Annotated in this window: 16 protein-coding genes and 1 tRNA gene; 4 read left to right on the forward strand and 13 right to left on the reverse strand. The window is 64.8% G+C overall.

Annotated elements, in window-relative coordinates; translation table 11 throughout:
• Nucleotides 1–47: 47 nt before the first annotated feature.
• Nucleotides 48–1,709: a Na/Pi cotransporter family protein gene (locus B2W22_RS18085; protein ID WP_286939050.1), complete on the forward strand. Its 1,662-nt coding sequence runs from the start codon at nucleotides 48–50 to the stop codon at nucleotides 1,707–1,709.
• A gap of 140 nt (nucleotides 1,710–1,849) precedes the next feature.
• Here the strand turns inward: B2W22_RS18085 and B2W22_RS18090 are convergent, their stop codons facing one another.
• From B2W22_RS18090 to polA, 3 genes are all read right to left on the reverse strand, one after another.
• Nucleotides 1,850–2,638, reverse strand: a complete 789-nt coding sequence (locus B2W22_RS18090) for a dienelactone hydrolase family protein (RefSeq protein WP_175124681.1) — start codon at nucleotides 2,636–2,638, stop codon at nucleotides 1,850–1,852.
• 57 nt (nucleotides 2,639–2,695) lie between these two features.
• On the reverse strand, nucleotides 2,696–3,532 hold the full coding sequence (locus B2W22_RS18095) for a ZIP family metal transporter (protein WP_175124682.1): 837 nt from the start codon (nucleotides 3,530–3,532) through the stop codon (nucleotides 2,696–2,698).
• A gap of 102 nt (nucleotides 3,533–3,634) precedes the next feature.
• Nucleotides 3,635–6,352, reverse strand: a complete 2,718-nt coding sequence (gene polA / locus B2W22_RS18100; protein ID WP_175124683.1) for a DNA polymerase I — start codon at nucleotides 6,350–6,352, stop codon at nucleotides 3,635–3,637.
• 52 nt (nucleotides 6,353–6,404) lie between these two features.
• Here polA and B2W22_RS18105 point away from each other — a divergent pair, with 52 nt between their 5' ends.
• Nucleotides 6,405–7,031: a TIGR00730 family Rossman fold protein gene (locus tag B2W22_RS18105; RefSeq protein ID WP_175137516.1), complete on the forward strand. Its 627-nt coding sequence runs from the start codon at nucleotides 6,405–6,407 to the stop codon at nucleotides 7,029–7,031.
• 75 nt (nucleotides 7,032–7,106) lie between these two features.
• Here B2W22_RS18105 and B2W22_RS18110 read toward each other — a convergent pair whose 3' ends face one another.
• Nucleotides 7,107–7,970 carry a LysR family transcriptional regulator gene (locus B2W22_RS18110; protein ID WP_286939051.1) on the reverse strand — a complete coding sequence of 288 codons (864 nt, stop codon included), beginning with the start codon at nucleotides 7,968–7,970 and terminating at the stop codon, nucleotides 7,107–7,109.
• 106 nt (nucleotides 7,971–8,076) lie between these two features.
• Between B2W22_RS18110 and B2W22_RS18115 the strand changes: the two genes are divergently transcribed.
• Nucleotides 8,077–8,475: a tautomerase family protein gene (locus B2W22_RS18115; RefSeq protein WP_286939054.1), complete on the forward strand. Its 399-nt coding sequence runs from the start codon at nucleotides 8,077–8,079 to the stop codon at nucleotides 8,473–8,475.
• Between the two features lie 101 nt (nucleotides 8,476–8,576).
• Here the strand turns inward: B2W22_RS18115 and typA are convergent, their stop codons facing one another.
• From typA to scpB, 8 genes are all read right to left on the reverse strand, one after another.
• Entirely contained in the window at nucleotides 8,577–10,400 is a 1,824-nt protein-coding gene (gene typA, locus B2W22_RS18120; RefSeq protein WP_175124686.1) for a translational GTPase TypA, read from the reverse strand.
• Nucleotides 10,397–11,149, reverse strand: coding sequence for a tRNA pseudouridine(55) synthase TruB (gene truB, locus B2W22_RS18125; protein WP_175124687.1), 753 nt, complete (start codon nucleotides 11,147–11,149; stop codon nucleotides 10,397–10,399). The genes typA and truB overlap by 4 nt, the downstream gene beginning before the upstream one ends.
• A 42-nt stretch (nucleotides 11,150–11,191) precedes the next feature.
• Nucleotides 11,192–11,593 carry a 30S ribosome-binding factor RbfA gene (rbfA, locus tag B2W22_RS18130; protein ID WP_175124688.1) on the reverse strand — a complete coding sequence of 134 codons (402 nt, stop codon included), beginning with the start codon at nucleotides 11,591–11,593 and terminating at the stop codon, nucleotides 11,192–11,194.
• A 21-nt stretch (nucleotides 11,594–11,614) separates the two neighbouring features.
• Entirely contained in the window at nucleotides 11,615–14,671 is a 3,057-nt protein-coding gene (infB, locus tag B2W22_RS18135) for a translation initiation factor IF-2 (protein WP_218345119.1), read from the reverse strand.
• Between the two features lie 97 nt (nucleotides 14,672–14,768).
• Nucleotides 14,769–16,247 carry a transcription termination factor NusA gene (gene nusA / locus B2W22_RS18140; RefSeq protein WP_056322387.1) on the reverse strand — a complete coding sequence of 493 codons (1,479 nt, stop codon included), beginning with the start codon at nucleotides 16,245–16,247 and terminating at the stop codon, nucleotides 14,769–14,771.
• Nucleotides 16,244–16,744 (reverse strand): ribosome maturation factor RimP, encoded by a 501-nt coding sequence (gene rimP, locus B2W22_RS18145; protein WP_175124690.1) that lies wholly within the window; start codon nucleotides 16,742–16,744, stop codon nucleotides 16,244–16,246. The genes nusA and rimP overlap by 4 nt, the downstream gene beginning before the upstream one ends.
• A gap of 514 nt (nucleotides 16,745–17,258) precedes the next feature.
• Entirely contained in the window at nucleotides 17,259–19,145 is a 1,887-nt protein-coding gene (gene rluB, locus B2W22_RS18150; protein WP_286939056.1) for a 23S rRNA pseudouridine(2605) synthase RluB, read from the reverse strand.
• Between the two features lie 35 nt (nucleotides 19,146–19,180).
• Nucleotides 19,181–20,458, reverse strand: coding sequence for an SMC-Scp complex subunit ScpB (gene scpB / locus B2W22_RS18155; RefSeq protein ID WP_286939058.1), 1,278 nt, complete (start codon nucleotides 20,456–20,458; stop codon nucleotides 19,181–19,183).
• Between the two features lie 63 nt (nucleotides 20,459–20,521).
• Here scpB and B2W22_RS18160 point away from each other — a divergent pair.
• A tRNA-Met gene (locus B2W22_RS18160) sits at nucleotides 20,522–20,598 on the forward strand.
• A 796-nt stretch (nucleotides 20,599–21,394) separates the two neighbouring features.
• Here B2W22_RS18160 and B2W22_RS18165 read toward each other — a convergent pair.
• Nucleotides 21,395–22,300, reverse strand: a complete 906-nt coding sequence (locus B2W22_RS18165) for a LysR family transcriptional regulator (RefSeq protein WP_175124693.1) — start codon at nucleotides 22,298–22,300, stop codon at nucleotides 21,395–21,397.
• Nucleotides 22,301–22,396 lie beyond the last annotated feature (96 nt).

Raw genomic sequence — 22,396 nt, forward strand, 5'->3', positions numbered from 1 at the left:
CATTACAGAATTATTACTTGTCATAAAAAGAACGGAAAAACGCCTGGATGTCTGGACTCATTACCCTGCTTGACTTCGCCGGCTACGTGGCGCTGCTGCTTTGGGGCGTGCACATGGTGCAAACGGGCGTCCAACGCGCGTTTGGTGCGGCACTGGGCGCGGCGCTGGGGCGCGCCCTTGGCACGCGGCTGCGGGCATTCTTTGCCGGCCTGGGCATCACGGCCGCATTGCAGAGCAGCACCGCCACCGGCTTGATGATCACCGGCTTTGCCGCGGGCGGCGTCGTCGGCCTGGTGCCCGCGTTGGCGGCCATGCTGGGCGCCAACGTCGGCACCACGCTGATCGTCCAGCTGCTGTCCTTCGACCTGACCGAACTTGCGCCGATCCTGATCCTTGCCGGCGTCTGGATGTTCCGGCGCTACCCGCCGGGCCGCACCCGCGACCTGGGCCGGGTCTTCATCGGCCTGGGCCTGTTGCTGCTGTCGCTGCACCAGCTCGTCGAACTCTTTGCCCCTTTCCAGACCGCGCCCATGCTGGGCATGGTCCTGGACGCGCTGGGGACCCAGCCCGTCGCTGCGGTGCTGCTGTCCGCGGCATTCACCTGGGCGGCGCACTCCAGCGTGGCCGTGGTGGTGCTGGTGATGTCGCTGGCCAGCCACAACATGGTGGCGCCGCATGTGGCATTTGCGCTGGTGCTGGGCGCCAACCTGGGCACGGCAATCAACCCGATGATCGAAGGCGTGACCGGCGACGACCCCGCCGCCCGCCGCCTGCCGCTGGGCAATTTGCTGACACGGGTGCTGGGCGTGCTGGCCGGCCTGCTGCTGCTGCCGCTCCTGCAGCCCTGGATGAGCGACCTGGCGCGCGACCCCGCCCGCGCGGTCGCCAACTTCCACACCTTGTTCAATGTGGTCATTGCCCTGGCCTTCCTGCCGCTCCTGACGCCGTACGCCGCCCTCCTCACCCGCTGGCTGCCCAAACGCGCCGACCCGAACGACCCGTCGCGGCCCCAATACCTGGACGAATGGGCGCACGACGTGCCGGCCGTGGCGCTGGGCAACGCCGCGCGCGAAGCCCTGCGGATGGCAGACATGCTGCAGACGCTGCTGCTCTACGCGCGGGCGGGCTTCAAGCGCGACAACCGCCACCGCATGGTGCAGGCGCGCCAGCTCGACGGCGCGCTGGACAAGCTGGAAAACGCCATCACGACGTATCTGGCGACGCTGGACCAGGAAAACATGACCCGCGACGACATCCAGCGGCTCGACGACATCCTGGCCTTCACCAGCAACATCGGACACGCTGGCGATATCGCCCATCACGGGCTGCTCAGCCACGTCGCCAAGTTGCGTAAACAGGGATGGACGTTCTCGCCCGAGCAACGCGCCAGCCTGGACGACACGCTGGGCCAGCTCATCGCCAACCAGCGCACCGCCGCCGCCCTTTTCGTGAACGACGACCTGCGCCAGGCGCGTTCGCTGGCCGGCGAAAAGGCGCGTTTCCGCACGATCGAAACCCAGGCGGCCGACACGCACCTGCAGAAGATCAAGTCGGGCCAGGTCGACGCGGCGGAAGTCGGCGCGTTGTATCTGGACATCCTGCGGGATATGAAGGGCATCAACTCGCATCTGGTGGGCGCGGCGGCGTACCCCTTGCTGGCACGCCACGGCGAGCTCTTGCCCAGCCGTTTGCGCGAAGCGGGGAATTAATAGCCTCCACGCCGCGCACGCTTCGCACGCTTGCTGCCCCCCGAGGGGGCGGCCCCGCATGAAAAAGCCGACCCGCGGGTCGGCTTTCTTCTGCGAAGCTCACATCCGGTGGGCAACTTTCGTGGCTCGCCCGTCCCGCTTCACAAATACCGCTTGAACCACTCCAGCATCCGCGCCCAGCCATCCTTCGCGGCCTCCGGGTGATAACTGGCGCGGTAATCCGCCAGGAACGCATGATCGGCCTCGGGATACACCACGATGTCGGACTGCTTCGCCGCAGCGTTGCCGGCGGCCAGCTTCGTCTTCATGGCTTCCACATCAGACAGCGGAATGCTGGCGTCGCGCCCGCCGTACAGGCCCAGGACGGGACCGTGCAGCTCGTTCGTCACATCCAGCGCCACGCGCTTGATGAGCGGCCCGTGGCCCACGCTGAGCTTGCCGTACCAGGCGACGCCCGCCTTCACGTCGGGATTGTGCGCGGCGTACATCCACGTCAGGCGCCCGCCCCAGCAGAAACCCGTCACCGCCACCCGGCGCGGGTCCCCGCCATTGGCGGCGGCCCAGGCGACGCTGGCGTCCAAGTCGCCAAACACCTGTTCGTCCGGGACCTTGCTGACGAGTTCGGAAATGAGCTTCGGGATGTCGGTGTAGGAGGATGCGTCGCCCTGGCGCTGATAAAGATCGCAAGCGACGGCCAGATAGCCGGCCTTGGCGACCCGGCGGCAGATGTCCTTGATGTGTTCATGCACACCAAAGATTTCCTGGATCACCAGCACGATCGGCAGATCGCGCTTGCCCTCGGGCGCCGCGTAGTAGGCATCGATGGGGCCACCCGTGACGGGTAGCTGGAAATCCCCATGGACGAGGCCCTGCGTGTCCGTGTGGATCACGGTGGGGGCGACATTGCCTGCGGCGGTGGAAAAACTCATGGAGAACTCCTTGGTTGGGGTCGACGAAAGCCGGCCATCCCTACCGCCGTGCCAGCGCTAGTGCTGGTGGCCGTGCTCCGCATGCGGCGCGCCATGGTCATGGCCGCCATGGTCGTGCCCGTGGTGCATCAGGGTCGTCACGCTGTAGATCAGCGCCACACCCACACCGACCAGCAGCAATTGCGGGACGGCATCGGACAGGGATACCCGCTCGTGCATCTGCGGCATCAGGTCGGCCACCGAGATATACAGGAAGCTGCTGGCGGCAACCACCAGAATGTACGGCGTCCAGTCCTGCGCCTGCTGCAGCACGAAGTAGCCTATTATGCCGCCGACCGCTGAACACAAGCTGGTAAAGAGAATCAGCGCGAAGGCCCGGCGGCGGCGCAGGCCGGCATTGATCAGAACGACGAAGTCGCCCAGCTTGTGCGGTATCTCGTGGATGATGATCGACGCCGCGGTCAGCACCCCCAACAGCGGATCGGTGAGAAACGCCGCGGCGATCAGCACGCCATCGCACAGGTTGTGCAGCGAGCTGCCGATCAGGATGAGCATCCCGCCGCGCCCCGCCTCGTGCCGGTCGTGTCCCTTGTGGTGGTGATGGCCGTCGCCTTCGTGGTGATGGCTGTGGCGCAGCAGCGCAATCTTCTCCAGCACGAAGAACCCGATCAGCGACGCCAGCATCAGCCCGAAGAGCACATGCGCGTTGCCAACGCCGGTCTCGAACGCTTCGGGCAGCAGGTGCAGCAGCGCGACCGACAGCAGCACGCCCACCGACAGACTCACCATGTGATGCAGGTATTTGGCAAAGACCTTGTACGCGAGCCAGCTCGCGATGAGGACAGCAATAAGGCCGCCGGTAATGGTGGCGAGCAAAACCCAGAGCAGCAACATGGAGGGGGGAAAAGATCAGGCGGGGGAAGCGCAACATTATATTGTTGCAATCCAAAAACCGGAAATGGGCCGTCCGAAGACGGCCCGGGGCGCTCTGTCCCTTTAGTGCGCCTGTTCCCAGTTCTTGCCCATGCCCACTTCCGCAACCAGCGGCACACGCAGCGTCGCCACGTTGCACATCAGGCGCGGCAGCGCCTCCTTGACCAGATCCAGCTCCTCGTCCGGCGCTTCCATCACCAGTTCGTCGTGCACCTGCATGATCATGCGCGTCTGCAGCTTCTCGGTGTCGAGCCAGTCCTGCACCGCCACCATGGCCATCTTGATGAGGTCGGCCGCGGTGCCCTGCATGGGCGCATTGATGGCCGCCCGCTCGGCGCCCTGCCTGCGCGGCCCCGAGGCGCCGCGGATTTCCGGCAACTGCAGCCGCCGTCCAAAGACGGTTTCCACGTAGCCCTGCTCGCGCGCCAGGCGCCGCGTGTCGTCCATGTACATGGCCACGCCGGGATAGCGCGCAAAGTAGCGGTCGATGTAAGCCTGCGCGGCGTCGCGCGTGATGCCCAGGTTGGACGCCAGGCCGAACACGCCCATGCCGTAGATCAGGCCGAAGTTGATGGCCTTGGCGGCACGGCGCTGATCGGTGGTCACGGCGTCCAGCGGCACGCCGAATACTTCGGATGCGGTGGCGCGGTGGATGTCTTCGCCCGCCGCGAAGGCGCTTTGCAGATTCGCGTCGTCCGAAACGTGCGCCATGATGCGCAACTCGATCTGCGAATAGTCTGCGGACAACAGCAGGCCGCGCTCGGCGATGAACGCCTCGCGCACCCGACGCCCGGCCTCGGTGCGGACCGGAATGTTCTGCAGGTTGGGATCCGACGACGCCAGACGCCCGGTGATGACGGCGGCCTGCGAATAGTGCGTATGCACCCGCCCGGTCGCCGGGTTGATCATGCGCGGCAGCTTGTCCGTGTAGGTGGACTTCAGCTTGGACAGCCCGCGGTAGTCCAGCAGCACCTGCGGCAGTGGATAGTCCAGCGCCAGCTTGCTCAGCACTTCCTCGTCCGTGGAGGGCGCGCCGCTCGCGGTCTTGCGCACCACCGGCAGCTGCATGCGGCCGAACAGGATTTCGCCAAGCTGCTTGGGGGAGTTGAGGTTGAACGGCTGGCCGGCGAGTTCATAGGCCTTTTGCTCGAGCTGCAGCATCTCCTGGCCCAGCTTGTTGCTCTGGCGGCCCAGTTCGGCGGCATCGACCTTCACGCCGTTGCGTTCGATGGTGGTCAGCACGCCGGACACCTGCATTTCCAGGCGATAGATACGTTCCAGCCCTTCGTCGGCGGCGACCATCGGACGCAGCACCTGATGCAGTTGCAGCGTGAAATCGGCGTCTTCGGCCGCGTAATGCCCGGCCTTGTCCACCGCCACTTCGTCAAACCCGATCTGCTTGGCGCCCTTGCCGCAGAGGTCCTCGTAGGACACGCCGCTGCGTCCCAGATAACGCTGCGCCAGATCGTTCAGGCCCACGCCGCGATGCGATTCCAGCACGTAGGCCTGCAGCATCGTGTCTTCGGCGGCGCCGGCCAGGCGGATACCTTCGTTGGCGAACACGTGCGTGTCGTACTTGGCGTGGTGCAGCAGCTTGGCGCGCGCCGCGTCTTCCAGCCAGGGCTTCAAACGGGCCAGCACTTCATCCTTGGGCAACTGGACCGCACCGTCCGGCCCCCGGTGCGCGACCGGGATGTAGCAGGCCACGCCGGGCGCCACCGACATCGACAAGCCCACCAGCCGGGCCTGCATCTCGTCCAGCGACGTCGTCTCGGTGTCCAGCGCAACCAGCGATGCCTGCTGCATCAGTTCCATCCAGGCGTCGAACGCGGCCCAGTCGGAAATGATGCGGTAATCCAGCGTGGCGGGCGCGGCGGGCGCCTCGTGCGCGACGCGCGCATCGCCCGTGGGCACGCGCTCGACATCACCGGTCAGGTCGCGCAGCCACGTGCGGAAGCCGTAGCGTTCGTACAGTTCGGTCAGCGTGGCGTCGTCGCGCGGACGCGGCGTCAGGTCGTCCACGCTGTCGATGTGGCCGGTCAGATCGCAATCGCACTTGACCGTGAGCAGTTGGCGCGTCAACGGGAAATTGGGGATGGCTTCGCGCAGGTTGTTGCCGGCCACGCCCTTGATGCCATCGGCGCCTTCGATCAGCTTGTCAATCGAGCCGAATTCCGTAATCCATTTGGCGGCCGTCTTGGGCCCGACCTTGGTGACGCCCGGGACGTTGTCGACCGTGTCGCCCACCAGCATCAGGTAGTCGACGATACGCTCGGGAGGCACGCCAAACTTGTTCACGACGCCGGCTTCGTCCAGGACCTCGCCGCTCATGGTGTTGACGAGCGTGACGTGGCTGTTGACCAGTTGCGCCAGGTCCTTGTCGCCCGTAGAGACGATGGTGTGAACGTCATGCTGCGCGGCACGATGTGCCAACGTGCCAATGACGTCATCCGCCTCGACGCCTTCGATCGCCAGCACAGGCCAGCCCAGGGCGCGCACCGCGCGGTGGATGGGATCGATTTGTGCTGCCAGGTCCTCAGGCATAGGGGGACGGTGCGACTTGTATTCCGGATACAGATCGTCCCGAAACGTCTTGCCGCGAGCATCGAAGATACATGCGGCATACTCTGCCTTATGGTCAGATACAAGCTTGCGCAGCATATTGACCACGCCGTAAAGCGCGCCTGTCGGTTCGCCTTGCGCGTTGCGCAAATCGGGCATAGCGTGGAAAGCGCGGTACAAGTAACTTGAACCGTCGACCAGTAATAGCGTTTTTTTCATGGTTACAAAGGCAGATATGGATACACCCGCCGGCAAACAAATTCCGCTGATTATGTCAGAGATAAGGACGGCGGCAGACAAGCTCGCTCACATCGGGCCCGCAGTCAGCGTTTTCGGTAGCGCACGAGTCAGCCGTAATTCCCCGTACTATGAAACCACCATCGCGATCTCCGCGGCGCTGGCAGAAGCTGGCTTCGCAGTCATCGCGGGCGGCGGCCCCGGCATCATGGAAGCCGCCAACAAAGGTGCATTTGAAGCAGGAGGCACGAGCATCGGGTTGAACATCAGCCTGCCGCACGAAGCCCACAACAACGAATTCCAGACCATCAGCCTGTCCTTCGAGTACTTCTTCCCTCGCAAGGCAGCGTTCTTCATGCACAGCTTCGCCTACGTGGCGATGCCCGGCGGCTTTGGCACGCTGGACGAGCTCTTCGAAGCGTTGACGCTCATCCAGACGGGCAAGGTGCCGCCAGCGCCGATCGTGCTGGTCGGCAGCGAGTACTGGTCGGGACTGGCCGAATGGCTGGGCGACCAGGTGCTCGGCAACGGCATGATCGCCGCCCACGACCTGGATCTTTTCATCATCGAAGACGACCCCGTCAAGGTGGTGCGAAAGGTCGTGGAATTCCATGAACGGGTGATGTCCGCCGAACAGTACGCCCCTTCCCTGCCCGCCTGACACGGCGGCCGTGCTGCGGACAGGGCGTCGCCCGCGCTTGTCCGCACGCACCGCAACCTTCAGTCAAGGCGCTGCCTACGTCATCGCCTTGACGATCGCCTCGCGCGCCAGCCCCACGAACTCGCTTTCGCCGGGGCGGGCAGCGAGCAACCTGAATTCCACCGATGGCAACGGCGGCAAGCCGGGCGCCTGCAGCCGCGCCATGCCCGCACCCAGCGCCGATTCGTTCAGGCACGCAACGCCCAATCCCGCGGCGACGGCCAACTGCAGTCCCGCGACGCCGGACGCCACGTGCGATACCGCATACGGTACGCCGCGGCGCGACAACATCCGCTCAACGAATTGGCGCAGCGCGCAGGTTTCCGGCAACGCCAGCAACGGCAAGGGTTCGGCCGGCGGCGGCGTCACGCCCTCGGCCGCCATCCACAGCAGCGGTTCACGCCGCAGCAGCGCGCCGTCCGCCCGGCCGCGCGTTGCGCCCCGCTCCTGGATGACCATGGATATGCCGACGTCGAACTCGCCGCGCTCGTAAGCCGCTTCGATCGCGCCGCTTTTCATGATGGTGACGTGTAGCCGCACCTGCGGATACTGCTCGTTCAGGCGCCGCAGCAGACGGGCGACGTCCCCCGGCCGGAAGTAATCGGTGATGCACAGGCGCAGTTCGCCCCGAAGCGCCACGCCGCGCAGGTCGCGGTAGGCCTCGTCGCTCAGGGCCAGGATCGTGCGCGCATGCGCCAGGAGTCGCTGACCGGCCGGCGTGGCGCGCACGCCCGCTTTGCCGCGCACCAGCAACGGCTGGCCCGCCCTGTCCTCCAGCTTGCGCATCTGTTCACTGACGGACGATTGCGACAGGAACACCTTGGGCGCCGCGGCCGTCAGGCTGCCCGCGTCCAGCACCGCAACCAGCGTGCGAAGCTGGTCCAAGTCGAATCCGCTCATGATTTATCCAACGGCCAAATCGATGGATGGAATCGTAATTTCCCGCTTTTCCGATGTCAACGCGCTTTCTACACTGGCCCTGTACCTACCCAACCGGAGAGCCGTCATGCCCCACATCGTCATCCATCGTTCCGGCACACCCGATGCCGCCATTGACCAGCGCATCGTCGGATCCGTCGCCGGGCTGACCCAGTCCGTGCTCGGTAAAAAGCTGCCCGTCATCGCCATCACGCTGCAGCACATTCCGCACGAACTCTGGTTCATCGGCGGGCGTCCTTTGTCCGAGCACGGCAAAAACGCATTCCACCTGGACATCAGCGTCACGGACGAGACCAACACCAAGGCCGAGAAGGCGCGTTTCATCAAGGACGTCTATGCCGCGTTCCAGGAGATCCTGGGCGAACTGCACGAGTGCTCGTACGTCCATGTGATCGACGCGCGCGCGGCGGCCTATGGCTATGGCGGGCGAACGCAAGAGTACCGGCACCAGCACGGCGGGGTGTAGCCGGCGGCCGCAGTGGTTGCAGAACAAAAAAAAGCCGCGCACCCGAAGGTGCGCGGCTTTTCATTGATCCGGCGACAAGGCGGCGACTGCCGCCTTCAAGCTCAGACCGCGGCTTCGCGCGCGGCGCGCTTGCGCTCGTTTTCGAGCAGGTAGCGCTTGCGCAGACGGATCGACTTCGGGGTGATTTCCACCAGTTCGTCGTCGTCGATGAATTCCACGGCGTATTCCAGCGACATCTGGATCGGCGGAACCAGGCGCACGGCTTCGTCGGTGCCCGACGCGCGCACGTTGGTCAGCTGCTTGCCCTTGATCGGGTTCACGACCAGGTCGTTGTCACGGCTGTGGATGCCGATGATCATGCCTTCGTACAGCGCATCGCCCGGGTTGACGAACATGCGGCCGCGATCCTGCAGCTTCCACAGCGCGTAGGCCACGGCGTCGCCGTTGTCCTGGCTGATCAGCACGCCGTTGCGGCGCTCGCCGATGGAGCCTTCCTTGATCGGCGCGTACTCGTGGAAGATGTGGCTCATCAGGCCCGTGCCGCGCGTCAGCGTCAGGAATTCGTTCTGGAAACCGATCAGGCCGCGGGCCGGGATCAGGTATTCCAGACGCGTACGGCCACGGCCGTCCGGCTGCATGTCCTGCAGGTCGCCCTTACGGCGGCCCAGCTCTTCCATGACGCCACCCTGGTGCGCGTCTTCGACGTCAACGGTCAGCGACTCGAACGGCTCGCACTTCACGCCGTCGATTTCCTTGAACACCACGCGCGGACGCGACACGGCCAGCTCGTAGCCTTCGCGGCGCATGGTTTCCAGCAGAATGGTCAGATGCAGTTCGCCACGGCCCGACACTTCGAAAACCGTGTCGTCGCCCGTGTCGCGCACACGCAGCGCCACGTTGGACTTCAGTTCGCGATCCAGACGGTCGCGCACCTGGCGGCTGGTCACGAACTTGCCTTCGCGGCCGGCCAGCGGCGACGTGTTCACCATGAAGTTCATGGTCAGCGTCGGTTCGTCGATGCGCAGCATCGGCAGCGGTTCCTGGTTGACCGGATCCATCACCGTGCAACCGATGCCCAGGTCTTCAATGCCGTTGATCAGCACGATGTCGCCGGCTTCGGCTTCGTCCACCACGACGCGCTCCAGGCCATGGAACTTCAGCACCTGGTTGATGCGGCCGCGGCCGCCTTGACCATCGGGACCGAACTTGTAGGCCACTTCCATGCCCGGGCGCATACGGCCACGGTTGATGCGGCCCACGCCGATCTTGCCGACGTAGCTGTTGTAGTCCAGCGAAATGATCTGCATCTGCAGCGGGCCGTTGGGATCGTCCTCGCGCTGCGGCACGTGTTGCAGGATTGCTTCGAACAAGGGACGCATGTCGCCTTCGCGCACATCCGGCGTCAGACCGGCGTAACCGGACAGACCCGATGCGTACACGACCGGGAAGTCCAGCTGCTCGTCGGTGGCGCCCAGCTTGTCGAACAGGTCGAACGTGGCGTTGATGACGAAATCGGTGCGGGCGCCCGGACGGTCGACCTTGTTGACCACGACGATCGGCTTCAGGCCCAGGGCCAGAGCCTTGCGGGTCACGAAAATGGTCTGGGGCATCGGGCCTTCGACCGCGTCAACCAGCAGCAGCACGCCGTCGACCATGGACAGCACGCGCTCGACTTCACCGCCGAAGTCGGCGTGGCCCGGGGTGTCGACGATGTTGATGTGGGTGCCTTCGTACTCAACGGCACAGTTCTTGGCCAGAATCGTGATGCCACGTTCCTTTTCCAGGTCGTTCGAGTCCATGACCCGTTCGGTCAGCGCCTGGTTTTCGCGGAAAGTGCCGGATTGGCGCAGCAGCTGGTCGACCAGGGTGGTTTTTCCGTGGTCAACGTGGGCGATGATGGCGACGTTGCGCAAGGCGCGAGTCATAGCGAGTCCTTTAAGGTCAGGGTGGAGGGCAGCAAGCCCTCCGGCAATTCGTTCAGTGCAAGCAATGCCTGCTTGGGGTCTGGCATGGCCTGCAAGGCTTCCAGTTCAACGGCGCGTTCCAGAGAGAAGGGCCCGACGTGCGTGCGCCGCAGCGCCGTCAGGTGGGCGAAACAGCCCAGCACGCGCCCGATGTCCTGGGCCAGTGTTCGGATGTATGTGCCTTTACTGCAAGCCACATCGATCTCTGCCTGCGTCCCGGTCAGGGACAACAGCTCGATGCGGTATATCGTGATCTTGCGCGGCGCCCGCTCCAGCTCGATGCCCGCGCGGGCGTACTCGTACAGCGGCTTGCCGTCGCGCTTGAGCGCCGAGTACATCGGCGGAATCTGCTCGATGGTGCCCGAGAAACGTGACAGTGCATCGCGCAGCGCCTGTTCCTCGACAACAAAACCGGGTTCGGCGGTCGCGGTGACGTTGCCCGTCAGGTCGCCGGAATCGGTTTCCGATCCAAATTGCAGCGTAGCGCGATATGCCTTGTCGGCGTCAAGCATCGCGCCGGAAATTTTGGTGGCGCGGCCCATGCAGCACACGAGCAGGCCGGTGGCAAAAGGGTCCAGCGTGCCGGTATGGCCGGCCTTGGCCGCGTCCATGGCGCGTTTGGCGCGCTGCAAGGCGTGATTGCTCGACAAACCCACAGGTTTATCAAGCAACAGCACACCGTCGAGCGCAAGCCCGCGTCGTTTAGCCATCGTCGAAATCCGGAAAAAAATGAAGCAGTGACGACAGCCCGATCAGGACTTGTCTTCAGGCTCGTCGGGTACGCCCGAGTGCGGGCCGGGGCGGTTTGCGCGGTCGATGAGGATCGACATTTCGATGCCACGGGCGACTTGCTCGTCGTGGAAGAAGCGCAAAGTGGGGACGGTGTGGATGTGCAGAAGCTTGTAGAGCTGCGAATGCAGCCAGCCGGCCTTCTCGTTCAGCAAGGTGGTGGCGGCTTCGGGCTCGGCGCCCAAAACCGTGAACCACACCTTGGCATGCGCGTAGTCGGTCGACAGTTCCACACCCGAAATCGTGATCAGTCCAGCGCGTTTCGTGTCGATTTCGCGCTGGATGATCCCGGCCAGATCCTTCTGGATCTGGTCGGCCAGCCGCAGATTGCGGCCGGGAATGGCTTTGGACTTGTGACGGCTCATTAACAATGCCTGGCGCCTGCTTTACAGCGTGCGCGCAATTTCCTTGATTTCAAAGACTTCCAGCTGGTCGCCCACCTGGATGTCATTGTTGCCGCGCAGCGTCAGACCGCAATCGAAGCCCGACTTGACTTCCTTGACGTCGTCCTTGAAGCGGCGCAGCGACTCGAGGTGCCCCGTCCAGTGAACCACGTTGTTGCGCAGCAGGCGGACCTGGGAATCGCGGCGCACGATGCCGTCGAGCACCATACAACCGGCGATGTTGCCGAGGCGGGAGATGCTGTACACCTCGCGGATCTCGACCAGGCCGATGATTTCTTCCTTCTTCTCGGGCGCCAGCATGCCCGACATGGCGGCCTTAACCTCATCCACGGCGTCGTAGATGATGTTGTAGTAGCGCACGTCGATGCCGTTGTTCTCGGCAAGCTTCTTGGCGCTGGCGTCGGCGCGCACGTTGAAGCCGATGACGACGGCGTGCGAGGCGATGGCCAGGTTGATGTCGGTTTCCGAGATGCCGCCGACTGCGGCGTGCACGACCTGCACACGCACTTCGTCGGTGGACAGCTTGACCAGCGACTGCACCAGGGCTTCCTGCGAACCCTGCACGTCGGTCTTGACGATGAGGGTAAGGGTCTGGGTGCCTTCGCCGAGGTTGTCGAACATCGATTCCAGCTTGGCTGCCTGTTGGCGGGCCAGCTTGACGTCGCGGAACTTGCCTTGGCGGAACAGCGCGATTTCGCGCGCCTTGCGCTCGTCGGACAGCGCCATCAGTTCGTCACCGGCGGCCGGCACTTCGGTCAGGCCCTGGATCTCAACGGGGATCGAGGGACCGGCCGTCTGGATCGGCTTGCCGTTTTCGTCGAGCATGGCGCGCACACGGCCAAAGCTTGCGCCGGCCAGCACGACGTCGCCGCGCTTGAGCGTGCCGCTTTGCACGAGAATCGTCGCGACCGGGCCACGGCCCTTGTCCAGACGGGCTTCGATGACCAGACCCTTGGCGGGTGCGTCTTCGGGCGCCTTCAGTTCCAGCACTTCGGCTTGCAGCAGCACGTTTTCGAGAAGGTCGTCGATGCCCTGGCCGGTCTTGGCGGACACGCCCACGAACGGCACGTCGCCACCGTATTCTTCCGGCACGACCTGCTCGGCAACCAGTTCCTGCTTGACGCGTTCCGGGTTGGCGGCGGGCTTGTCGATCTTGGTCACGGCCACCACGATGGGCACGCCTGCGGCCTTGGCATGGTGGATGGCTTCACGCGTCTGCGGCATCACGCCGTCGTCGGCGGCAACCACCAGAATCACGATGTCGGTCGCCTTGGCGCCGCGGGCACGCATGGCGGTAAACGCCTCGTGGCCCGGGGTGTCAAGGAAGGTCACCATGCCGCGCTCGGTGCGGACGTGGTAGGCGCCGATGTGCTGCGTAATGCCGCCGGCTTCGCCCGCGGCAACCTTGGCGCGGCGGATGTAGTCCAGCAGCGAGGTCTTGCCGTGGTCGACGTGGCCCATGACGGTCACGACCGGCGCGCGCGGCAGTTGCTCGGCTTCGGATTGGGTGGCGGATTCGTCCAGGAAGGCTTCCGGGTCGTCCAGCTTGGCGGCGATGGCCACGTGGCCCAGTTCCTCGACCACGATCATGGCCGTTTCCTGATCCAGCACCTGGTTGATGGTGACCATCTGGCCCAGCTTCATCAATTGCTTGATGACTTCGGCGGCCTTGACGGACATCTTGTGAGCCAGGTCGGCCACGCTGATTGTTTCCGGCACGTGGACTTCACGTGCGATGAATTCCTGCGGCGCCGGCTCGTTGCGGCGGTCGTTCTGCTGGTTACGGCCACCACGGCCGCCCGACTTGCCACCGCCCTTGCCACCCGCACGCCAGCCGTCACGGCTGGCCGGGGCTGCCGGCTTGTCGGCCGGCTTCTTGCGCGACGAATCATCGGACCAGGTCGAAGCGACTTCGGCGGTCTTGATGGTTTTCTTCGCGCCAGGGGCAGCCGGCTTGGCGTCCTTCTTGGCCGCGGGTGCGGCGCCGGGCTTGCCGGCCGGCTTGTGCAGCGTGCCGGAGATCGGCGCGGCGGCAGGCGCCTCGGGCTCGGGCGCGCGCAGCACCTTGCGGGGACGGTTCAGCATTTCGCGCAGCGCGGCGGCCTCGGCCTCGGCGGCGCGGCGGGCTTCGTCGCGGCCTGCGGTCGTGGCGGAAGCGGCCAGCGGCGGCGCGGCACGGCGGTTGTCGACGCGACCACCCACCTTGGGCGCAGCGGCGGGCGCGGCGGCGGCGGGCTTCACGGATTCGGGTTTCGCGGCAGGCTGCGCCTGGGCGACAGGCGCGGCGGCCTGGGAGGAAGATGTTTCGGACTTATTGGCTAGCACAGCAGGTTCCGGCTTGGCTTCTTCAGCCAGAGGCTCGGTGGTTTCAGTCTTGATTTCGGGCTTGGCCTCTTCGGCCACGGGCTCGGCAGGAGCAGGCGCCGGCGTCGGTTCGGGTTCAGGCTGAGCCTGGACTTCGGGCGCTTGGGCCTCGACGGGGGCGGGCGCTTCGGCCGCGACGGATTCGGGTGCCGCGGGCGCTTCTGCCGGGGCGGCGGCTTCGGCTGCGACGGGCTCCTGCTGCGGCGCTTCGGCCTGGGCGGGAGCTTCGGCCTCTACAGGCGCCGTTTCGCGAGCTTCTGCGGCGACAGGCGCCGCGGGAGCTGCGGGTGCAGCCGGTGCGGAAACCTGCGGAGCGGCGTCTGCCGCGACTTCTTCTTCGGGACGGGCCGAGGCGGCCTGTTCGGCGGCGAGTTCGGACGGGTCGCGCTTGACGAAGACGCGCTTCTTGCGCACTTCGACCTGGATCGTGCGCGAACGCCCGGTGGCGTCGGCTTGCCGGATCTCGGAAGTCTGGCGGCGCGTCAGCGTGATCTTCTTGCCTTCGGTTGCGCCGTGTGCGCGACGCAGCGATTCGAGCAATTTCGCCTTGTCGCTGTCGGTGACGGAGTCGTCGACCGATTTGAGGTCAACGCCAGCCGAACGCAGCTGATCCAGCAGCACGTTGGCAGGCATTTTCAGCTCGGTAGCGAACTGGGCGACGGTATTACTCGACATTAGGCTCTCTCTTCCCTATAGGCAGCTATTACAAACAACGTGAACTTGCGGTGGATGAAGCGGCTGCAGCGCCCACCGCAGACCCGTGTCCTTTTGGTTATTCTTCGTCGAACCAATGGGCGCGGGCACGCATGATGAGATCGCTGGCTTCCTGTTCGGTCAGACCGGCGATTTCCGCCAGTTCGTCCGTTGCCAATTCGGCCAGATCATCACGCGTATGCACTTGACGCTCGGCCAGCTTGGCGGCCAGTTCCGGCGTCATGCCTTCGAGTTCAAGCAAATCCTGTGCGGTCTCAAGGCGCTCTTCCTGGGCGATTGCCTCGGTCAGCAGCGCATTGCGGGCACGGGCGCGCAACTCGTTGATGGTGTCTTCGTCAAACGCCTCGATTTCCAGCAGTTCCTGCATGGGAACGTAGGCGATTTCCTCGATACCGGTAAATCCTTCGTCGATCAGGATGTCAGCGACTTCCTCGTCGACGTCCAGCTTGCTCATGAACGTGGTGCGCAGACCCGAACGCTCGACTTCCTGGCGGTTCAGGCTTTCTTCCGGCGTCATGATGTTGATCTGCCAGCCGGTCAGTTCGGACGCCAGGCGCACGTTCTGGCCCTTGGCGCCGATGGCCTTCGGCAGGTTTTCCTCGTCCACCACGACGTCCATCGCATGCTTGTCTTCGTCGACAACGATGGATTCGACGTTGGCCGGCGCCAGCGCGCCGATGACGAACTGCGCGGGGTCTTCGGACCACAACACGATGTCGACCTGCTCGCCGCCGAGTTCGTTGCGCACGGCGGTCACGCGCGAACCGCGCATGCCCACACACGTCCCGATGGGATCGATACGCTTATCGTATGCCACGACGGCGATCTTCGCACGCACGCCGGCATCGCGGGCGGCAGCCTTGATCTCGAGCAGACCCTGCTCGATTTCGGGCACTTCATTCTCGAACAGCTGGCGGATGAACTCGGGCGACGTGCGCGACAGGATCACTTGCTGGCCACGCGCGGCGTGGTCAACACGCAACACGAAGGCACGGACGCGGTCGGCAACCCGCAGGTTTTCCTTGGGAATCATTTCGGAGCGCGGCAGGCGCGCTTCGATCTTGCCGGTTTCGACGATGGCGTCGCCCTTGTCCATGCGCTTGATCGTTCCGGACACGATGGTTTCACCACGGTCCAGGAAGTCGTTCAGCACCTGTTCGCGTTCGGCGTCGCGGATCTTTTGCAGGATGGCCTGCTTGGCGGCCTGGGCGCCGATACGGCCGAACTCGATGGGTTCGAGGGGCTCTTCGATGTACTCGCCTTCCTTGATGCCGGGGACGATTTCCTCGGCATCCGACAGCATTTCCTGCTTGTCGGGTTCTTGCAGACCGGCCTCGTCGGGCACGACCAGCCAGCGGCGGAAGCCTTCGTGGTCTCCCGTTTCCCTATCGATGGAAACACGAATGTCCGCATCATCCTTGAAGCGCTTTTTCATGGCCGAGGCCAGCGCACTTTCGAGAGCGCCGAACACGACGTCACGCGTGACGTTTTTTTCACGCGCCAAGGCATCGACCAACAGAAGAATTTCGCGACTCATCGCTTTTTGCCCTTGAAATCCAGAACGGGATCCAGTTTTGCACGCTCGATATCTTCGACCGTGAAATTCAACACCTGGACTTCGTTCTTTTTTGCCTCAAATTCGAGACCGAACACGGTCTTGTGCATCCCAGCAGCTGCGTCGGCTGCGGCCTCGTCTTCCGGCACGGTCAACGTGCCCGAGAAGACCTTGCGGCCGTCCAATGCCTCACGCAGCTTGATTTCGATGCGCTCGCCTGCGAAACGGCGGAACTCGGCCTCGGTGCGCAGCGGGCGGTCAACACCCGGCGAACCCACTTCGAGGCGCTTGTAGTCGATGTTCTCGACCTCATAGACCCGCGACAATTGGCGGGACACCTGCTCGCAGTCTTCGATGCGCACACCGCCGACCCGATCGATCGTGACGCGCAAAAGGCCCAGGGCGGCACGTTCCACGTCGACAAGTTCGACGTCCATGCCGGCCAGAGCCTCTTCGGTCAATGCGAATAAATCAGCCATATACTCAAAAAAAATGGGCTGTACGCCCAGCCCACCGATATTGCACAGAGCCCAGCCGCTTCCCTACTACACGTAAGGAGCAATGCTGGGCAGTGCCCTATATTGCGACCTAATTTTTGGCTTGCGCCGCCCTGATTTCCCGACCCGGTGCCGAACCCGGCTTTCGCCGGACTTGGCTGGGTACTCAGGCGCCTGTGCGCCTTCCGCGAATAGCGGCACGCGCCAAGGAGATTGCTGCAAACAGCGCCCGGCCACACGCCAGCCAGCAACACGCCAGCACAAGGCCGTGCGCCCGATCGGCCCAAATGCAGCCAACAAGCATGCAGCCGACGTGCTTTTTGCGGTAAAGCGCACTTAAAGAATCCAGTGCTTCCAGCAAAAAGCCATGACGCGAAGCCATGAAAACCATTGATTTTACCAGATAAACGGGAAAATCGCCTGATTCGTCACGGGCTTACGTTTATATGGGACGGATGCGGGGCGGCGGCGCAGTCTGCGGGCCGCCCTGCGGGGATCAGCGACCCTGACGTCCCCGGCCACCGCCCATGACGCCCAGCCGCGATTCGTGAGCCGAAGCGCTGCGGGGTTGCCAATCGTCGCCACGCTGGCCGCCGTCGGCGCGGGGACCGCCACTACGCGGCGCACGCGGCTTGCCACCGGCGCCCGGACCCTTGTTGTTGCCGCCGGTGCGCGCGCCTTCGGCCTTGTTGCCGCCGCGACCGCCCGCGGCGGGCTTGCCGCCACGACCCGGATTGCCGCTACGCGCGCCTGCCGGTTTGCCGCCAGCCGGCTTGCCGCCGCCAGGCTTGCCACCGGACTTGCCGCCAAGACGGCGGCCAGCGCCAGCCGGCGCATCGCCCATGCCGCCCGCTGCCGGATTGCCGGCCACCGGATTGCCGGCCACCGGATTGCCGGCCACCGGGCTGCTTGCCATCGGATTGCCGGCCGCGGCGTTCGCTGCGGCGCGGGGACCGCGTGCGTTGCCGCCCGCGCGCCCACCCGGCTTGCCGCCGGCCTTGCCGCCCTGCTTGCCACCGGACTTGCCGGCGCCCGCGGAGCGCGGACCCGATTTGCCCTTGCGATTGCCCAGGCCGGGTTCGCCCGAGAGCGGGTGGCCGTTGGCGTAACCACCGGCGATCATGAGGCCGGTGCCGAAAGGATCAGAAGGACACGCCGCAGCCTGCCCTGCACTGCCCAGGCCGCCGCCCTGCAACTTGCCACGGCGGCCGATGCGGGCGCCGTTCATGCCGTTGCGGTCGAGCGTGCCGAATCCGGGAGGCAAGGCGCTGTCGTGCGATTGCGGCTGCTTGGAGCGGCGACGGTTGCCCGACGAATCGTCGTCATCGCGCAACAGTCCCAACTGGACCATCAGCGCGGTCACCAGCGAAGCGTCCAGTTCGTCCCAGCGGCCACGGCGCAGCGTGCGCGGCAGCACGACATCGCCGAAGCGCGTGCGGATCAGGCGGCTGACAGTGACGCCGACCGCTTCAAACATGCGGCGGACTTCGCGGTTACGGCCTTCCTGCAGCGTGACACGGTACCAGCGGTTGCTGCCGTCGCCGCCCAGGTAGTCCAGCGCGCCGAACGCGGCCAAGCCGTCTTCGAGTTCGATGCCGTCGACCAGCGACTGGCGCTGCGCCTCGTCCATTTCGCCCAGGACACGAACGGCGTACTCGCGTTCCGTGCCATAGCGGGGGTGCATGATCCGGTTGGCCATGTCGCCCGACGTCGTGAAAATCAGCAGGCCTTCGGTGTTCAGGTCAAGGCGGCCCACCGAGAGCCACTTGCCGGTACGCAGCTTGGGCAGCCGGGCAAACACGCTGGCGCGGCCACCGGGGTCGTCGTGGCTGACGATCTCGCCGGCGGGCTTGTGATACAGGATCACGCGCGGCGGCTTTTTTGTGTTGGTACGCATGATGGGCTTGCCATTGACACGCACCTGATCGTTGGGCCCCACGCGCTGACCGATATGCGCCGGTTCGCCGTTGACGGACACCCGGCCCGCGACGATCAGCTCTTCCATTTCGCGGCGCGACCCGATGCCTGCGTCGGCCAGCACCTTGTGCAGCTTGGGCATGACCGCTTCGCTGTTCAGGTATTTGCCCAGACGCTGCTCCATGCGGTCAGCCGTATCCAGGTAGGACAGCGCCTGCTCGGCTTCCTGCTCGCCACCCCGGGAGTCCACGGACTCGACCGGTGCGGCGGGCGCAGTGGCCTGCCCTTCGGCGGCGGGCGCCTGTTCGGCGGCAGCGTCGCCACGGCGGCGGCGGAACGGGGTCCTCAGCTTGCGGCCGCGGCTGCGGGCGCCGGCTTCGCCCTCGGCGGCCGGTTCGCGCGCGGCGGAGGATTCCGGCTGCGCGCCGGCAGCGGCGTCATCCGAACGGGGGGTGTCGTCCTGCATTGCTGTATTCGTTGTCACTGGGACAGCTCCGAATTTCAAACTTGGGTAGGCCTGCCGGGAGCAGGCTCGTCATCATCTGGGAACGCCGAATCCGGTTCAGACCCGGACCGGTCGGGGTCCGCCTGTTCCGAAGCCGCGGCGGCAGCATCGGGTTCGGACTGAACAGCCTCGTCAAGACCGTAAACGGGCTCACGCCTGGCGTCGCCAGGGGCCTCGGCATCGGTCTTGTCAGTCGGGTCAGTCGGTTCCGCGTGTTTTGCGTTCTCGACTCTTTCCTTCGCAGCACCGGCCTCGGAGGCATCGGCGGCCATATCGGAAATGTCGTTGCCAGCTCTGTCGTCGGGAAGATCGGACGAGAGCGGCGTATTGGACAAGCCTTCGGCTTGCTCCCGGACGATGGATTCGTCGGCGGGATCCGCGCCTTCTTCTGTGCGCGAAAGCTGGGATTCTACGCTATCGATGGCCGCTATGGGGACATCGTCTTCCGAAACAGACAATTCCGCAACGGGGAAAATCTCGGAGGATTCGGCATCAGGATCGGCGGCAGGCGGATTTTCGTCTTCTTGCGCCACTTGTTGCGGGGCGTCCGCCTCATCCTGGGCGATGTCGTCCGCCCCGGAAACGGACGCTTGCGCGCCATCTTCCGCCGGCGACGCGTCCGCACCACCCTCACCATCAGCCGGCTCCGGCGACGCGTCCGCACCGCCCTCGCCATCAGCCGGTTCCGGCGTCTCGCCCAGCACCTGCTGCACTTCGCCCAGATCCAGCCCGGCGAGCGCGGCGGCAGCGTGCGCGGTTTCCAGCGGCGGCAGCTCGTCCAGCGCACGCAGCCCCAGATCGTCAAGGAACTGGCGCGTAGTGCCGAACAGCGCGGGACGACCCGGCGCGTCGCGGTGGCCAATGACTTCGATCCAGCCGCGGTCCTCGAGGGCCTTCACGATCTGCGACGAAACCGTCACGCCGCGGATATCTTCGATGTCGCCGCGCGTCACGGGCTGGCGCCAGGCGACGATAGCAAGCGTTTCCATCACGGCGCGCGAATACTTGGGCGGCTTTTCAGGGCTGAGGCGCTCAAGGTAGCGCTGCATGCTGGGGCGGCTCTGGAAACGCCAGCCGGAGGCGAGCTGTACAAGCTCCAGCCCGCCGTCGGCCCAGTTGCCTTGCAAGGTCTCCAGAAGCCGGCGCACCGTGCTGCTGTCGAATTGTTCATCATCCCCGAACAGCTTGCGCATATCGGAAATCTGCATCGGCTGAACCGCGCACAGCAGCGCGGTTTCCAGCACGAGTATTGCCTCGCTATCGTTCATCGACATCCAAATTCAAAAAGGGGCTAACTTGCGCTTGGTTGGAAATAAGGTTAATATTCTTTTTTCAGACGCGGGGTGGAGCAGTCTGGCAGCTCGTCGGGCTCATAACCCGAAGGTCGTAGGTTCAAATCCTGCCCCCGCAACCAATTTGATGAAGGCCTGGCATTCGCCGGGCCTTTTTCATTTGCGGCGCCGGATTCAAAATAAATAATCGAGCGGTCGGCGTGGCAATTCAAACCCGCGTGGCACTTCGAACCCGTGCCGCGATTCAATCGCGCACCGCAACTCAAACCAACGACGTGATTCGTTTCGACGCCACCGGCAGCGGTGCCGCGGAATCCAAATCCACGCATCTCGGCGCGGCCACCCGCGGATCTCCCCACGCGACGCCCGCCCGCAAACGACCGAGCCGCCGCAAAAGCGGCGACGCAACAGTCAATGTTGGCTTGCGAAATTGTCACTGGGTTCCTGTTTACCGCCACGCCCACACCTCATGGCGCTGCCCTGCGCTAAGACCACCACGCCGGCGCCCGTAAGGCGGAATGCCTGCCGCGGCTGCGCGGCTGCGGCAAAACGTCTGAGCAAATTCTGGAAAAGCTGGCGCCAGCAACGCTGACGCCATATCGCCAATATGGCCGCGGAACGCGCCGGAACCTCCGGCACCAACCCTTTCCGCGAAGATTGATAGCAAAGACTAGAACCGACGGGCATCGGCCATTGCCGTGCGGCCGAACGCCGCTGCCAGACCGGCTCGCCCCCTTGCGCAAACCGAGCCGGGCTCTGGATTGCGCCGGCCTGCCACCAGGCCGGAACGATTGTTAGGTATTTTTTGGGTCAAAAGCTGGCAAATTATACCGCCATCTATTCAGGCCTCAAGCTGCGGCGTACCCGTTATCGGCCCGCCAACCCGCCGCGCCGGCCTACCCCTCACCCGTCCGCCACTCAGCCCGCCGGCTTGTCCCACGGCGCCGACCCCAGCCGCTCGGCCAGATAATCCATCATCGAACGCAAAATCAGGGGCATCTGCCGGCGCGAGGCGTACACGCCATAAATGCCTAGTTCCTGGGGTTTGCATTGGGGCAGGATGACCTGCAGCTTGCCCGACGCGATGTATTCGGCCGCATAGTACGTCGGCAACATCGCGATACCCGCCCCTTCCACGGCGGCACTGCACAACACCGAGACTTCGTTGGCACTGATGCTTCCCCCCACGGGCACGTCGACCGGCTCGCCATCGCGCTCGAAACGCCACAGGCTCTTGCCGAAATACGAATGGGTCAGGCAATTGCGCAACGACAGATCCTCGACGCGCGCAGGCACGCCTTCGCGCGCAAGATATTCCGGAGAGGCGCAGACCACCGATCGGCACACCGCCAGCTTGCGCGCAATCAGATTGGGATCCAGATCATTGGTGATGCGCACCGCGAGGTCGACCCGCTCTTCCACCAGATTGACCGCGCGCTCGACCAGCATCAGGTCCACGGACGTTCCGGGGTGGCGTTTGACGTAGTCGGTGACGGCCGGCGCCAGATGGCGGGCGCCAAACGACATGCTTGTCGTGATGCGCAGCAGGCCGCGCGGCGTATCCTCGGGTGTGGCGACGGCGCTGTGCAGATCGCCGACCATATCCAGCATCTGGCGGCAGCGCGGCAGGGTTTCGGCGCCAGCTGGCGTGAGGCTCAGGCGCCGCGTCGTGCGATGCAGCAGGCGCACCCCAACCCATTGCTCCATCTCGGCCAGGTATCGCGACACCATGGCGCGAGACATGTCCAGATGCACGGCGGCCGCCGACAGGCTGCCCCGATCGGCAACCTCAACGAACACCTGCATGGCTTTCAGTCGATCCATCACTGTCTCGGCAAGTGCATCAGACCGTACCGGTTATACCGTATTTCCGTGCAGCATCCGCAACGGAATATCGATCAATGAAACGGGGTCCTTCGG

The organism is Achromobacter sp. UBA4530, from assembly GCF_002388205.1.
Lineage (GTDB): Bacteria > Pseudomonadota > Gammaproteobacteria > Burkholderiales > Burkholderiaceae_B > Achromobacter > Achromobacter animicus.